A 15,459-nucleotide genomic window follows, 5' to 3' on the forward strand; every position below is an offset into this window, starting at 1 on the left:
TAAGCTACTAATGATTTTAAACTGAAGAGTTTGATCATGGCTCAGATTGAACGCTGGCGGCAGGCTTAACACATGCAAGTCGAGCGGGGAAGGTTGCTTCGGTAACTGACCCAGCGGCGGACGGGTGAGTAATGCTTAGGAATCTGCCATTTAGTGGGGGACAACATTCCGAAAGGAATGCTAATACCGCATACGTCCTACGGGAGAAAGCAGGGGATCTTCGGACCTTGCGCTAAATGATGAGCCTAAGTCGGATTAGCTAGTTGGTGGGGTAAAGGCCTACCAAGGCGACGATCTGTAGCGGGTCTGAGAGGATGATCCGCCACACTGGGACTGAGACACGGCCCAGACTCCTACGGGAGGCAGCAGTGGGGAATATTGGACAATGGGCGCAAGCCTGATCCAGCCATGCCGCGTGTGTGAAGAAGGCCTTTTGGTTGTAAAGCACTTTAAGCGAGGAGGAGGCTCTCTTAGTTAATACCTAAGATGAGTGGACGTTACTCGCAGAATAAGCACCGGCTAACTCTGTGCCAGCAGCCGCGGTAATACAGAGGGTGCGAGCGTTAATCGGATTTACTGGGCGTAAAGCGTGCGTAGGCGGCTTTTTAAGTCGGATGTGAAATCCCCGAGCTTAACTTGGGAATTGCATTCGATACTGGGAAGCTAGAGTATGGGAGAGGATGGTAGAATTCCAGGTGTAGCGGTGAAATGCGTAGAGATCTGGAGGAATACCGATGGCGAAGGCAGCCATCTGGCCTAATACTGACGCTGAGGTACGAAAGCATGGGGAGCAAACAGGATTAGATACCCTGGTAGTCCATGCCGTAAACGATGTCTACTAGCCGTTGGGGCCTTTGAGGCTTTAGTGGCGCAGCTAACGCGATAAGTAGACCGCCTGGGGAGTACGGTCGCAAGACTAAAACTCAAATGAATTGACGGGGGCCCGCACAAGCGGTGGAGCATGTGGTTTAATTCGATGCAACGCGAAGAACCTTACCTGGCCTTGACATACTAGAAACTTTCCAGAGATGGATTGGTGCCTTCGGGAATCTAGATACAGGTGCTGCATGGCTGTCGTCAGCTCGTGTCGTGAGATGTTGGGTTAAGTCCCGCAACGAGCGCAACCCTTTTCCTTACTTGCCAGCATTTCGGATGGGAACTTTAAGGATACTGCCAGTGACAAACTGGAGGAAGGCGGGGACGACGTCAAGTCATCATGGCCCTTACGGCCAGGGCTACACACGTGCTACAATGGTCGGTACAAAGGGTTGCTACCTAGCGATAGGATGCTAATCTCAAAAAGCCGATCGTAGTCCGGATTGGAGTCTGCAACTCGACTCCATGAAGTCGGAATCGCTAGTAATCGCGGATCAGAATGCCGCGGTGAATACGTTCCCGGGCCTTGTACACACCGCCCGTCACACCATGGGAGTTTGTTGCACCAGAAGTAGCTAGCCTAACTGCAAAGAGGGCGGTTACCACGGTGTGGCCGATGACTGGGGTGAAGTCGTAACAAGGTAGCCGTAGGGGAACCTGCGGCTGGATCACCTCCTTAACGAAAGATTGGTGACCGGTAAGAATCCACAACAAGTTGTTCTTCGAAGATGTATCTGAGGGTCTGTAGCTCAGTTGGTTAGAGCACACGCTTGATAAGCGTGGGGTCACAAGTTCAAGTCTTGTCAGACCCACCAAATCTGATAGCTGAAGCTGAGATTGAGATATATCGTTCATTATGATTTTAAGCTGGGGACTTAGCTTAGTTGGTAGAGCGCCTGCTTTGCACGCAGGAGGTCAGGAGTTCGACTCTCCTAGTCTCCACCATGAATTACTTAGTAATTCTGAGCTAAATAGATTATAGAGTTTAGTGAATACAGTCCAAGTTGACTGGTTTATTAATCTCTGTGATTTATCACAGTTTACTACGCACCGACGAGGTGGTAGTTAATCATTAACAGATTAGTAGAATTGAGTCTGAAATAAATTGTTCACTCATTCTTTGATTTAAACATTTCGATGTTTAAGTTGAATGAAATGAGAACTAGCAAAAACACTGAATCAAGCGTTTTGGTATATGAATTTAGATTGAAGCTGTACGGTGATTAAGTTCACGAAACAACAAGCTGTATGAATTAATGTTTACATTGATTCTGTTGCTACACCCACTTGTAGGTGTAACGACTGTTTGGGGTTGTATAGTCAAGTAATTAAGTGCATGTGGTGGATGCCTTGGCAGTCAGAGGCGATGAAAGACGTGATAGCCTGCGAAAAGCTCCGGGGAGGCGGCAAATATCCTTTGATCCGGAGATTTCTGAATGGGGGAACCCACCCGCTAAAAGGCGGGTATCATAAGCTGAATACATAGGCTTATGAAGCGAACGAGGGGAAGTGAAACATCTCAGTACCCTTAGGAAAAGAAATCAATTGAGATTCCCTTAGTAGCGGCGAGCGAACGGGGAGCAGCCCATTAAGTTATGTGTGTTCTAGTGGAACGCTCTGGGAAGTGCGAACGTAGAGGGTGATATTCCCGTACACGAAAGGGCACACATAATGATGACGAGTAGGGCGAGGCACGTGAAACCTTGTCTGAATATGGGGGGACCATCCTCCAAGGCTAAATACTCCTGACTGACCGATAGTGAACCAGTACCGTGAGGGAAAGGCGAAAAGAACCCCTGTGAGGGGAGTGAAATAGATCCTGAAACCGCATGCATACAAGCAGTGGGAGCACCTTCGTGGTGTGACTGCGTACCTTTTGTATAATGGGTCAGCGACTTATATTCAGTAGCAAGGTTAACCGCATAGGGGAGCCGTAGAGAAATCGAGTCTTAATAGGGCGTTTAGTTGCTGGGTATAGACCCGAAACCAGGCGATCTATCCATGAGCAGGTTGAAGGTTGGGTAACACTAACTGGAGGACCGAACCCACTGTCGTTGAAAAGCCAGGGGATGACTTGTGGATAGGGGTGAAAGGCTAATCAAGCCTGGTGATAGCTGGTTCTCCCCGAAAGCTATTTAGGTAGCGCCTCGGACGAATACCATTGGGGGTAGAGCACTGTTTCGGCTAGGGGGTCATCCCGACTTACCAAACCGATGCAAACTCCGAATACCAATGAGTACTATCCGGGAGACAGACTGCGGGTGCTAACGTCCGTAGTCAAGAGGAAAACAATCCAGACCGCCAGCTAAGGCCCCAAAATCATAGTTAAGTGGGAAACGATGTGGGAAGGCATAGACAGCTAGGAGGTTGGCTTAGAAGCAGCCACCCTTTAAAGAAAGCGTAATAGCTCACTAGTCGAGTCGGCCTGCGCGGAAGATGTAACGGGGCTAAAACTATGTGCCGAAGCTGCGGATGTATACTTTAGTATACGTGGTAGGGGAGCGTTCTGTAAGCCGATGAAGGTGTATTGAGAAGTATGCTGGAGGTATCAGAAGTGCGAATGCTGACGTGAGTAACGACAAAACGGGTGAAAAACCCGTTCGCTGAAAGACCAAGGGTTCCAGTCCAACGTTAATCGGGGCTGGGTGAGTCGACCCCTAAGGCGAGGCCGAGAGGCGTAGTCGATGGGAAATTGGTTAATATTCCAATACTTCTGTGTAATGCGATGAGAGGACGGAGAAGGTTAAGTCAGCCTGGCGTTGGTTGTCCAGGTGGAAGGCTGTAGGCATGCATCTTAGGCAAATCCGGGGTGCTCTATGCTGAGAGCTGATAGCAAGCTGTACTTGTACAGTGAAGTGGCTGATACCATGCTTCCAGGAAAAGTCTCTAAGCTTCAGTTACACAGGAATCGTACCCGAAACCGACACAGGTGGTCAGGTCGAGTAGACCAAAGCGCTTGAGAGAACTCTGCTGAAGGAACTAGGCAAAATGGTACCGTAACTTCGGGAGAAGGTACGCTGCTGACGGTGATGGGACTTGCTCCCTGAGCTGTTGGCAGCCACAGAAACCAGGCCGCTGCAACTGTTTATTAAAAACATAGCACTCTGCAAACACGAAAGTGGACGTATAGGGTGTGATGCCTGCCCGGTGCTGGAAGGTTAATTGATGGGGTTAGCGTAAGCGAAGCTCTTGATCGAAGCCCCAGTAAACGGCGGCCGTAACTATAACGGTCCTAAGGTAGCGAAATTCCTTGTCGGGTAAGTTCCGACCTGCACGAATGGCATAATGATGGCGGCGCTGTCTCCAGCAGAGGCTCAGTGAAATCGAAATCGCTGTGAAGATGCAGTGTACCCGCGGCTAGACGGAAAGACCCCGTGAACCTTTACTGCAGCTTGACATTGAACTTTGACCTTACTTGTGTAGGATAGGTGGGAGGCTTTGAAGTTAGAACGCTAGTTCTAATGGAGCCGTCCTTGAAATACCACCCTGGTAATGTTGAGGTTCTAACTCTGCCCCGTAATCCGGGGCGAGGACCATGTCTGGTGGGTAGTTTGACTGGGGCGGTCTCCTCCTAAAGAGTAACGGAGGAGTACGAAGGTGCGCTCAGCGTGGTCGGAAATCACGCGTAGAGTATAAAGGCAAAAGCGCGCTTAACTGCGAGACCCACAAGTCGAGCAGGTACGAAAGTAGGTCTTAGTGATCCGGTGGTTCTGTATGGAAGGGCCATCGCTCAACGGATAAAAGGTACTCTGGGGATAACAGGCTGATACCGCCCAAGAGTTCATATCGACGGCGGTGTTTGGCACCTCGATGTCGGCTCATCTCATCCTGGGGCTGAAGCAGGTCCCAAGGGTATGGCTGTTCGCCATTTAAAGAGGTACGCGAGCTGGGTTTAGAACGTCGTGAGACAGTTCGGTCCCTATCTACCGTGGGCGCTGGAAATTTGAGAGGATCTGCTCCTAGTACGAGAGGACCAGAGTGGACGAACCTCTGGTGTACCGGTTGTGACGCCAGTCGCATCGCCGGGTAGCTATGTTCGGAAGGGATAACCGCTGAAAGCATCTAAGCGGGAAGCCTACCTCAAGATAAGATTTCCCTAGGAATTTATTCCTCTAAAGAGCCGTTCGAGACTAGGACGTTGATAGGTTGGGTGTGGAAGCACGGTGACGTGTGAAGCTGACCAATACTAATTGCTCGTGAGGCTTGACTATACAACACCCAAACAGTTGTTGTATTCAAGATAAATTCAATACATAACTTGATTTAGTGTCAAAACTAGTTACAATACGACTCAATTAACTAATCCGTTAATAACTCTTTCGGTACTAAGTGGCAAAAAACGTAAGACCACCCAAAACCAAAACAGTTTGCTGGCGACAATAGCAAGAGTGAACCACCTGATCCCTTCCCGAACTCAGAAGTGAAACCTCTTAGCGCTGATGGTAGTGTGGCACTTGCCATGTGAGAGTAAGTCATCGCCAGCTTTTAAATCTAAACACCCCTAACCTGACGGTTGGGGGTGTTTTTTTATTGCGCGAAGGAAAGAAAATTGAATAAAAATTAGTTAAATTCGTATTGCCTTTGAGTTTAACTATAGAATATAAAGTAAATTTAAGCAGAAATCATGATAGAAGATTATTTTAAGCCTTTGACTTTACAGGTGGATTCAGGAGGCTCTACAGCAGATTCATTTTATTATGCTGCAAAGGCATTGGAAGACAGCAAAGAGAATATTTTGGGATTTGGTATTGGTGGTAGTAAGTTACCAATTCTATATCTCTATCGCCACAGCATCGAATTATATTTAAAATCAGTAATTACTTTGATTTATTGAATATGCCCTTCTGATGAAAAGATGAAGTCAGGTGATAACTTACCTTTATTGTTGGAAAATGATAAGGAAAAGAAAATTTTTAATGTACATTCAATTAATACATTATTTGAAAATTTTCTAAGGCTTCTTGCAGAAAATCAAAGTTATATTGGGGAAAAGTGTGAAACTAATTGGTTGGATATTCCTCATGATCTTTATGACCTTGTAAAGTCTATTGAGGCATTTGATAAGAACTCCACTATGTTTAGATATCCAATAACAATGAATTCCGATTTAGACTATGAAAAATCTACTTTTAAGAATTATAGTTTTCCTAGTAATTTAAATGAGTTGGATAAAAGACCTAATCGGTCTAAAGTTTTTTTATTAGTAGAAAATCAAAATAATGAAATTATAGAGTCGTATGTAAGTGATGAAGATGTATTAAATGATATTCACAAAACTTTGCATGAGTTAACAGAGCAATTCATGGGACTTCACTTTGGACTTAAATATGAGTTAACTAAGTAAAAAATCTCTGCTATTTAATAGTTTTTATGATTCTTAGTAAAGATCATGTGTCTGCCTGTTTTTTGAACGAATAAGTCAATTGAAAAGGTTTTTCCTTGTATGCGTAAACATTGCTTTTATGTTATAAATATTTTTATAGGCATGTTTTTTGCTTATCTAAATAAAAGGAAAGACTATGAAATTATCTGTTGGATTGAAAGTTGCGAACAGTTTATCGTTAACGCCTCAATTACAACAGGCCATACGTCTTTTACAACTCTCAAGCTTAGAGCTCGAACAAGAAATTCAGATCCAGTTAGACAGTAATCCATTGCTTGAAAAAATAGAAGAGATGGGGACCGTAGAAAGTCTTTCGGCGCTAGAAGTAGCAGAGACAGGAGACTTAACGACTGAGCTGAATGCTGATCATCTTCCAAATGACTTACCTGTAGATACTGAGTGGGATGATATTTATACCCATCAATCCACTGCTTTGGCTTCACCAGAATACGAAGAAAGAGAAGACAATCGCCAAGCACAAATGAGTTTGAAAGAGCATATTTTAGATCAGGTTAATCTGTTACATTTTTCGAAAGTCGATAAGCTTATTGCATATTGCATTGTTGATTCTCTGGATGATAAAGGTTTCCTGGATGCGGAACTAGAAGATATTCTGCTTGCTGTTTCTCGGTTGTTGCAGGAGATAGAAAGTGATGAAGAAGTTGAGGAAGATGAAATTATTGTTGTTTTAAAACATATTCAACGTTTGGATCCTATCGGGGTTGGTTCAAGAAACTTGGCGGAATGTTTGAAGATCCAGCTTGAAACTGTTCATGAGAAAGTTCCTTATGTCGCAGAAGCCAAGAATTTACTAAAATATTATGAATTATTGATCTCTAATGATTTGAACAAATTATTAAAGCAAACAGGTTTGACCAAAGAACAGTTAACAAGTGCCGTCGATTTACTCAAGACCCTCAAGCCTTATCCTGGATTAGAGTTCAACCAACAGGAGTCTGAATATCAGGTTCCCGATGTCGTCGTTTCTAAAAAGGATTTGCATTGGCAGGTACAGCTCAATCCCGATGTTCTGCCTAAATTACGGATCAATTCATTTTACTCAGGTATGATTCGTCGTGCAGATCAGAGTGATGACAATGTTTATTTAAGAAATCAAATGCTGGAAGCGAAAAACTTTATCAAGAGTATTGATGAACGTCATAAAACCTTATTAAAGGTTGCAACCTGTATTGTTGAGCATCAACGCGCCTTTTTGGAGCAAGGTCCAGAGGCAATGAAGCCTTTAGTGCTCCGTGATGTAGCAGAAGAAGTTGAGCTACATGAATCTACCGTTTCCCGGGTTACGACTAATAAATATATGCTGACTCCGCGTGGTTTATTTGAATTGAAATATTTCTTTTCAAGTCATGTGGGGACAACAACAGGCGGGGAGGCGTCATCAACTGCGATTCGTGCCATGATTAAAAAGCTGGTTTCTAATGAAAATCCACGTAAACCTTTGTCGGATAATGCAATTGCCGAGATGCTGAAAAAAGAAGGGATTGAGGTGGCTCGGCGGACCGTTGCGAAATATCGTGAATCGTTACATATTCCTTCATCTTCTGAAAGAAAAGTCTTGATCTAAATTTTAAGGTGTGACTATTCTATTGGTTCATTATTACGGAATAATGAATTTTTTTAATGATCACTAGAGGAATCGCTGAAATGATTTAATGGATATTGAACCACTGATGTGCATTAAATTTGCTTGAGCGATTGCTTGTATCCTGAGAAAAAGGTGAGGGATAGAATTATGCAAATAACAATTCGTGGACACCATTTAACCATTACACCAGCAATTGAAGAAAATATAAAAGAAAAGTTTAGTCAAATGACCAAGCATCTGGATCAAGTGAATAGTATGCAGATCAAGCTGGCTAAAGATCATCAAATTGACAAACGTTCACACAAAGGAAGTGCAAACCATATTGCTGAGGCAATTATACGTTTGCCAGGGGTGGAACTGTTTGCCCAGGCGACAGCCGATGATATGTATACCTCGATTCGGAAATTGACCGATAAATTAAAACGTCAGCTTGCAAAACATCGGAAAATCCAGTGTTCGTACCAGCATGAACTGGCACTTTTGAGTTAATTTTTATTTTTATATAAGAGGCTTTTTGTGAAGCCTCTTTTTTTATTGATAAAAAAAGAAACTGCTTACTGAATTATGTGAAAAAGTTATAGTAAAATAGCGCGTTTTACACCAATGGTTGTATAAGAGGTCTTGGAATGAATAGTGAGCAGCTCACGCAAATTTTAAAAGAAGCTTTCCCTGAAGCAGAAGTAGCGGTGAGCGGACAAGCTGGCAAATTTGACCTGCGTATTGTTGATGATCAGTTTGAAGGTAAACGTACCGTTGCTCGTCAACAATCGGTTTATGCACCTCTAAATTCTTATATCGCGAGTGGTGCAGTTCACGCAGTCACGATTCGTGCAATGACAAAAGACGAATGGCGCAAAGCAAGCCTTTTCGGAGCTTAAATATTAATGGATAAGTTTTTAATTACGGGCGGTGTTAAGCTCGAGGGTGAAGTGCGCATTTCGGGTGCTAAAAATGCGGCATTGCCTTTACTTGCAGCAATGATTCTTGCTGATTCTCCGATTACGTTAACCAATGTACCGAACTTAAAAGATGTAAATACATTGGTTAAGTTGATTGCTGGCCTTGGCGTGACCATGAGCTATGAAGGTGAGACGGTTTGTGCTGATGCTTCAACATTAGACAACCAGTTTGCACCTTATGAACTTGTACGAACTATGCGTGCATCTATCCTAGTGCTTGGCCCGTTGTTGGCGCGCTATGGCAACGCCAAGGTGTCTTTACCGGGCGGTTGTGCTATCGGCTCGCGTCCAGTCGACCAACATCTCAAAGCTTTAGAAGCTTTGGGTGCGCATATTGAAGTGGAAAATGGTTATGTCCATGCTTCAGTAGATGGTCGCTTAAAAGGCGGTGAAGTTGTTTTTGATATGGTGACCGTTGGTGGAACCGAAAACATCTTGATGGCTGCGGCCTTGGCTGATGGTGTGACTACGATTCGTAACGCTGCTCGTGAACCTGAAATTACCGATCTTGCGCAAATGTTGATCAAGATGGGTGCCAAGATTGAAGGTCTCGACACCGATACACTGGTGGTAACAGGTGTGGAAAGTCTGCATGGCTGTGAATACGCAGTGGTTGCTGACCGTATTGAAACCGGTTCATATTTAGCTGCTGCTGCCATTACCGGTGGCCGAGTGAAAACTACGCATACCGATCCTGCATTGCTCGAAGCAGTATTGGATAAGTTTGAAGAAATGGGTGCAGAAGTCACGCGTGGTGATGACTGGATCGAACTGGACATGCAAGGTAAACGTCCGAAAGCGGTGAGTTTTAGAACATTACCGCATCCAGATTTTCCAACTGATATGCAGGCTCAATTGATGGCGGTGAATGCGATTGGTCGTGGTTTTGCAACGATTTCAGAAACGATTTTTGAAAACCGTTTCATGCATGTCCCGGAACTTTCACGTATGGGTGCCAATATTCAGGTGGAAGGACATGATGCGGTGGTTACTGGTGTGGAAACACTGCAAGCTGCCCCTGTCATGGCGACGGATTTACGTGCTTCATTTTCACTGGTTTTAGCGGCTTTGGTTGCTGAAGGCGAAACACTGGTTGACCGTATCTATCACATTGATCGTGGCTACGAACATGTGGAAGAAAAATTGCAAAGTTTAGGTGCTCAGATTAAGCGAGTAAAAGGATGAATGACTTAAGAAACGATGATCCAAATTTTGACGTAATGGGTAATTTTGATCATGGTTTAACTTTAGCACTCAGTAAAGGTCGTATCTTAAAGGAAACTTTACCCTTGCTTGAAAAGGCGGGTATTAATTTACTTGAAGATCCGGATAAATCACGCAAACTGATTTTTCCTACCACGCACAAGAAAGTCCGTATTTTGATTTTACGTGCTTCTGATGTACCGACTTATGTTGAGAATGGTGCAGCAGACTTTGGTGTCGCGGGTAAAGATGTGTTGATGGAACATGGTGCCCAACATGTGTATGAGTTGCTTGATCTGAAAATTGCCAATTGTAAGTTAATGACGGCGGGGAAAGTCGGTATGGAACGTCCAAAAGGCCGCTTAAAGATTGCGACCAAATACGTCAACTTAACCCGCCAATATTATGCAAGCCTCGGTGAGCAGGTGGATGTGATTAAGCTATACGGATCAATGGAGCTTGCGCCTTTGGTTGGTTTAGGTGATTACATTGTCGATGTAGTGGATACGGGTAATACTTTACGTGCCAATGGCTTGGAGCCGTTGGAAGAAATTTGCAAGGTTTCTTCTCGTCTGATTGTGAACAAAGCCAGCTTTAAACGTAAACAAGCTGTTTTAAATCCGATTTTGACGCAACTTGAAGAAGCGATTAAAGCACGTCAAAACTGATTGTTGTTCATCAAATTAAGAAACCGTTCTCATGAGCGGTTTTTTTACATTTGAAGATTGTGTGGGAGATATAACACCTTTGTTTCTGAGCTGAGGCTATGTTAAAAAAGCTAATGATGTGTTGAAAATGTCAGGAACAATGAAAAATCCACAGCAGCGTAAACAAGAATCTATTCTAAAATTAAAAGCTAAAGCCATACCTTATATTGACTGGTTGCCGCATATTGAATCAAGTGATGATGTAATCCAGCGCTCCGCTGAGCGCATTGCCAAGCGTGCGATCGCATGTTTACTGATGATTCAGGTGGCATGTGATCTAGATCAAAACCAATTTGATCAAGAAACAGAAGATTTTATTGTCGATCTATTGAATAAATTTGCAGTCACTGATGAATTAACTGTTAAAGAAAAAAACATATTGAATCGAAATGCTTCGCAGCAAGAGATTGTCAACATGGTCTGGAAGTATGAAGCCTATTGGGTGTTGCTATGGGCATTGGGGATTGTCGAAGAGTTGAAATATCCAGATGAAATCGCAGATTGTGATTTTGCCATTCAGGTGGTATCAGGCTGTGATTCATTGCAGGAATTTATGCAGCAGGTGAAATTAAGAAATATTGAAGAGATTCTGGATGAGGTAGATCTGATCTATCGTTATGACTGGGCATGTGTTAATGCGCGATTAAAACAGCAGCATGCACCTGCAAATTTAAATGCTTCCATCGTTCTGGAGCGTCATGGCGCTTTAAACTGGCTGATACAGGCCGATGCGGATTGGGATAATCCGGATGTAAGTACTTAAAACTTATAGATCTCTTATCATTAAATGTTTTTTCCTATAAAAGCTGCGGAAATGCTGATGTTATCTTGCCCACAAGCGTACTGAAAAAGAGTAAACTTAGCGTTCTCTTTTTCGCCTTGTGGGTAAATTGATGCGACGTTTATCGACTCAGGATCAAAATTTTAAACAGACATTTGCTGAACTTTTAGCATTTGAAACCGTGAATGATCCTCAACTTATACAAACTGTAGATCAGATTATTGCTGATGTTCGTCAGCATGGTGATGATCATGTGCTTAAACTAACGCAACAGTTTGATCGACATCCCGCGCATCAATTCTCTGAATTAGAACTGACTCAGGCACAGCTCAAAACGGCATTTGAAGGCTTAAGTCTTGAAATTCGTGAAGCACTGGAACTGGCAGCAAAACGTATCCGTTCGTTCCATCAGGCACAAAAGCAGGAAGGCTGGACCTATGTTGATGAGCTGGGTAATACCTTAGGCCAGAAAGTCACAGCACTGGACCGTGTCGGAATTTATGTACCGGGTGGCTTAGCGTCATATCCTTCATCGGTGTTAATGAATGCGTTGCCAGCACATGTCGCGGGTGTCCCAGAAATTATCATGGTGGTTCCTGCACCAAATGGTGAACTGAATCCATTGGTATTAGCTGCAGCTTATTTGGCTGGGGTAAGCCGCGTATTTACCATTGGTGGTGCACAAGCTGTGGCGGCATTGGCTTATGGGACACAAACCATTCCTGCGGTGGATAAAATTACAGGACCAGGCAACCGCTTTGTTGCAGCCGCAAAACGTGCGGTGTTTGGCCAAGTCGGTATTGATATGATTGCAGGACCTTCGGAAATTCTGGTCTATGCCGAAGGTGAAAATAATGCGGAATGGTTGGCCATGGATGTGTTGTCTCAAGCAGAGCATGACACCGTTGCACAAGCGATTTTTATTACCCCTGACGAAGCATTGCTCAATGCCGTTGAAGCTGCGATTGAAAAGCATTTAAGTGAATTGCCAAAAGCAGAAATTGCCAGAACCTCGATTCAAAATCGCGGTGCATTGGTGCTGGTAAAAGACCGTACTGAAGCAGTTGAACTGATTAATCAGGTGGCACCAGAGCATCTGGAGTTATGTCTTGATGATGCAGAGTTGATGAGTCAGGAGATTCGTCATGCTGGGGCAATCTTTATGGGACGTTATACGCCAGAAGCCATTGGTGATTATTGCGCGGGGCCAAACCATGTCCTGCCGACGTCGGGCACAGCACGTTTTTCTTCGCCACTCGGTGTTTATGATTTCCAGAAGCGTTCTAGCTTGATCATGTGCTCTGAAGAGGGTGTAAAAAGCTTGGCAAAAGCAGCTGATGTGTTGGCAGTGCAAGAAAATCTTGATGCTCATGCGCGCTCAGCCCGTTATCGTTACCAATAACTGATTCAAAGATTGATAGGGGCTGGTTAGCCCCTTTTTTAGGATACATGAGAGTAGAACAATGACGTTTACAGCAGAACAGATGCGTTTTTGGAGTCCAGAGGTTCGTGAATTAGAGCCTTATGTACCGGGTGAGCAACCTAAGATTCAGAACTTACTCAAACTGAATACCAATGAAAATCCCTATCCGCCATCACCAAAAGTGGTGCAGGCTGTTCAAGCCGTTTTAACTGAACAGGCCGATGCTTTGCGTTTATATCCAGATCCTGACGCAACCGCTTTAAAGCAGGCGATTGCCAAGCAGCAGCATGTTGATGTAACTCAAGTGTTTGTTGGTAATGGTTCGGATGAAGTATTGGCGCATATTTTTAAAGCTTTTTTTATCCAGAAAGAGCCAATTCTTTATCCGGATATTACTTATAGCTTTTATCCGGTGTATAGCCAGTTCTTTGCAACGCAGACCAAGCAGATTCCATTGAATGAAAAATTCGAAATTGATATATCGGATTATGAGCAGGAAAATGGCGGAATTATCATCACCAATCCAAATGCACCCACCAGTATTGCGCTGGGTTTAGATGAGATTGAACACGTGCTGAAGGCAAACCCAGATCGAGTGGTGGTGATTGATGAAGCATATGTCGATTTTGGTGCCGAATCCGCAGTACAACTGGTCAATCGCTATGACAATTTAGTGGTTTGCCAAACGACATCCAAGTCACGTTCGCTTGCTGGCTTACGGGTTGGTTTTGCCATTGCGCAAGCACATTTGATTGCGGCACTTGAAGCCGTGAAAAATAGTTTTAATTCGTATCCAATCGATCGCTTTGCCATTGCCGCAGCGGTGGCTTCATTTGAAGATCAAGCTTATTTTGAAGCGCAATGTGCCAAGGTGATTGCCAGCCGGGAAAAACTGGTCGATGATCTGACTGCTTTAGGCTTTGAGGTATTGCCATCGAAAGCCAATTTTATCTTTGCCACACATCCAAAGCATGAAGCTGCGCAGTTGGCCCAACAATTGCGAGAGCAGGGCGTTATTGTGCGTTATTTCAATAAACCACGTATTAATCAATTCCTGCGTATCACGATTGGGACCGATGAGCAAAATCAGCGTTTAGTGGGTACGCTTAAAACGCAAATTTTATAAATCTGTAGGAAAGCTTATTGTTTAGAAATCTGCCATGTATTGAGTAAATCCAGCATGGCAGAAATTTTATCAAAGCATTCCTGATATTCGGCTTCTGCATCAGACGCAATGGTGATGCCGCCACCCGCCCACATGGATAATTGATCCTGATATTTCTGAATACTACGGATCAAGATATTCCAGCTGCCTGTACCATCGAAATTAAAGTAACCCAAGCTGCCACAATAAGCACCACGTGGTGCACCTTCAAGCTCTTCAATAATTTGCATGGCCCGAATCTTTGGTGCGCCAGTAATTGAACCGCCAGGCAGCGCTGACAATAACATTTGCATTGGATTGATATCTGCTTTTAAGCTCGCTGTAATCTCGCTGACCATATGATGAACCTGATTAAAGCTTTCAATTTCAAATAGTTTAGTGGTTTCAACAGAGCCTGTTTCTGCATAGACACTCAGATCATTACGCAAAAGGTCGACAATCATGACATTTTCAGCCTGATCTTTTTTAGAATGGCTGAGTTTGTCTTTGGAAATTTGGTCTTGTTGTGGATCATCAAAGCGTGGCATCGTGCCTTTGATTGGACGCGTTTTAATTTTTCGATCAGCCTGAAACTCAATAAATAATTCAGGTGAGCAACTCAATAATTCGAAGTCAGCGAGTTTGAGATATCCTGCGTAAGGTGCATGGGTCAGTTCCCATAAATCATTGGCACGGCTTAACAGTGAGCCCTGCGCATGGGCGGTAAACTCTTGAGTCAAATTAATTTGATAGCAATCGCCTGCTTTGATGTATTCTTGTACTTGCTGAAAGGCCTTTAAATACTGCTGTTTTGACCAACGGGCTTGGCATTTCTCAAGCAGATAAAGTGGGGTAGGTGTTTGAACAGCTTGATTGATCAGATCAGAGATCTGCTGAAAGATGAATACTGCTTGTTGTTCATCGCTGTGAAAATACCAGCCATCATTTTCATACTTTAAAAAAGTTGAATATTGACCTAGGAAAAATCCGGGTTGATGACGTGAATTTACTTCGACAAATTGCTCTGCACTATAATCATAGCTAAAGAAACCAATATAGCCACCATTAAACGCGACGCTATCAGATGTCTCTGAGAGGGGCTTAAACTTTGAGAATGCAGTAACTAATGACGCTTCAGATGTTATTTGATATTGATTAAATTGAATTTTTTGAAATTGTTTTAATTCGGATTGTTGGAAAACTAAAAATTCTTGCGGTAAAAAGGCAATAATAGGGGTGTTTTGGTCATATAAGTAGACTAAACCTGTTAATTCATACAGTTGTACAAGAAGGTCAAATGCAGAGGTGAGTTGCGTGTTAAGCTTTTGCTGAAAATAAGACATAAAAACGGAAATACTTACAGATACATTTGATGGA

The 15,459-nt window shown here is 43.6% G+C and carries 11 protein-coding genes, 2 tRNA genes and 3 rRNA genes; 15 read left to right on the plus strand and 1 reads right to left on the minus strand.

The window, feature by feature from the left end:
* The first annotated feature begins 18 nt into the window (after positions 1-18).
* From J699_RS00655 to hisC, 15 genes are all read left to right on the plus strand, one after another.
* Positions 19-1,555: ribosomal RNA gene (locus J699_RS00655) — 16S ribosomal RNA — on the plus strand.
* A gap of 59 nt (positions 1,556-1,614) precedes the next feature.
* Positions 1,615-1,691: transfer RNA gene (locus J699_RS00650), tRNA-Ile, on the plus strand.
* Positions 1,692-1,745: 54 nt separating this feature from the next.
* Positions 1,746-1,821: transfer RNA gene (locus J699_RS00645), tRNA-Ala, on the plus strand.
* A gap of 373 nt (positions 1,822-2,194) precedes the next feature.
* Positions 2,195-5,087: ribosomal RNA gene (locus tag J699_RS00640) — 23S ribosomal RNA — on the plus strand.
* A gap of 158 nt (positions 5,088-5,245) precedes the next feature.
* Positions 5,246-5,360 (plus strand): 5S ribosomal RNA (gene rrf, locus J699_RS00635).
* The 16S, 23S and 5S rRNA genes sit together here with 2 tRNA genes alongside, the layout of an rRNA operon.
* Positions 5,361-5,500: 140 nt before the next feature.
* A complete protein-coding gene (locus tag J699_RS00630) occupies positions 5,501-5,710 on the plus strand; it encodes a hypothetical protein (protein ID WP_032868155.1) in 210 nt (69 codons plus the stop codon).
* Between the two features lie 21 nt (positions 5,711-5,731).
* On the plus strand, positions 5,732-6,220 hold the full coding sequence (locus tag J699_RS19870) for a hypothetical protein (RefSeq protein WP_228131913.1): 489 nt from the start codon (positions 5,732-5,734) through the stop codon (positions 6,218-6,220).
* Positions 6,221-6,395: 175 nt separating this feature from the next.
* A complete protein-coding gene (locus J699_RS00625) occupies positions 6,396-7,844 on the plus strand; it encodes an RNA polymerase factor sigma-54 (protein WP_032868153.1) in 1,449 nt (482 codons plus the stop codon).
* A gap of 168 nt (positions 7,845-8,012) precedes the next feature.
* Positions 8,013-8,354, plus strand: coding sequence for a ribosome hibernation-promoting factor, HPF/YfiA family (gene hpf, locus J699_RS00620; protein WP_004655596.1), 342 nt, complete (start codon positions 8,013-8,015; stop codon positions 8,352-8,354).
* Between the two features lie 137 nt (positions 8,355-8,491).
* Positions 8,492-8,743 (plus strand): BolA family iron metabolism protein IbaG, encoded by a 252-nt coding sequence (ibaG, locus tag J699_RS00615; protein WP_005228821.1) that lies wholly within the window; start codon positions 8,492-8,494, stop codon positions 8,741-8,743.
* Between the two features lie 6 nt (positions 8,744-8,749).
* A complete protein-coding gene (gene murA / locus J699_RS00610) occupies positions 8,750-10,009 on the plus strand; it encodes a UDP-N-acetylglucosamine 1-carboxyvinyltransferase (RefSeq protein WP_032868151.1) in 1,260 nt (419 codons plus the stop codon).
* Positions 10,006-10,695, plus strand: coding sequence for an ATP phosphoribosyltransferase (gene hisG, locus J699_RS00605; protein ID WP_005283487.1), 690 nt, complete (start codon positions 10,006-10,008; stop codon positions 10,693-10,695). The genes murA and hisG overlap by 4 nt, the downstream gene beginning before the upstream one ends.
* A gap of 139 nt (positions 10,696-10,834) precedes the next feature.
* Positions 10,835-11,497 (plus strand): DUF4272 domain-containing protein, encoded by a 663-nt coding sequence (locus tag J699_RS00600; RefSeq protein WP_032868149.1) that lies wholly within the window; start codon positions 10,835-10,837, stop codon positions 11,495-11,497.
* A 130-nt stretch (positions 11,498-11,627) separates the two neighbouring features.
* Complete coding sequence (gene hisD / locus J699_RS00595) at positions 11,628-12,917, plus strand: histidinol dehydrogenase (RefSeq protein ID WP_032868147.1); 1,290 nt, start codon at positions 11,628-11,630, stop codon at positions 12,915-12,917.
* Between the two features lie 61 nt (positions 12,918-12,978).
* Entirely contained in the window at positions 12,979-14,064 is a 1,086-nt protein-coding gene (hisC, locus tag J699_RS00590) for a histidinol-phosphate transaminase (RefSeq protein ID WP_032868145.1), read from the plus strand.
* 14 nt (positions 14,065-14,078) lie between these two features.
* On the opposite strand, the gene J699_RS00585 is transcribed toward hisC, so the two are convergent.
* Positions 14,079-15,425 (minus strand): anthranilate synthase component I family protein, encoded by a 1,347-nt coding sequence (locus tag J699_RS00585; RefSeq protein WP_032868143.1) that lies wholly within the window; start codon positions 15,423-15,425, stop codon positions 14,079-14,081.
* Between the last annotated feature and the right edge of the window lie 34 nt (positions 15,426-15,459).

It is taken from the genome of Acinetobacter sp. 1000160, from assembly GCF_000588715.1.
Lineage (GTDB): Bacteria > Pseudomonadota > Gammaproteobacteria > Pseudomonadales > Moraxellaceae > Acinetobacter > Acinetobacter courvalinii.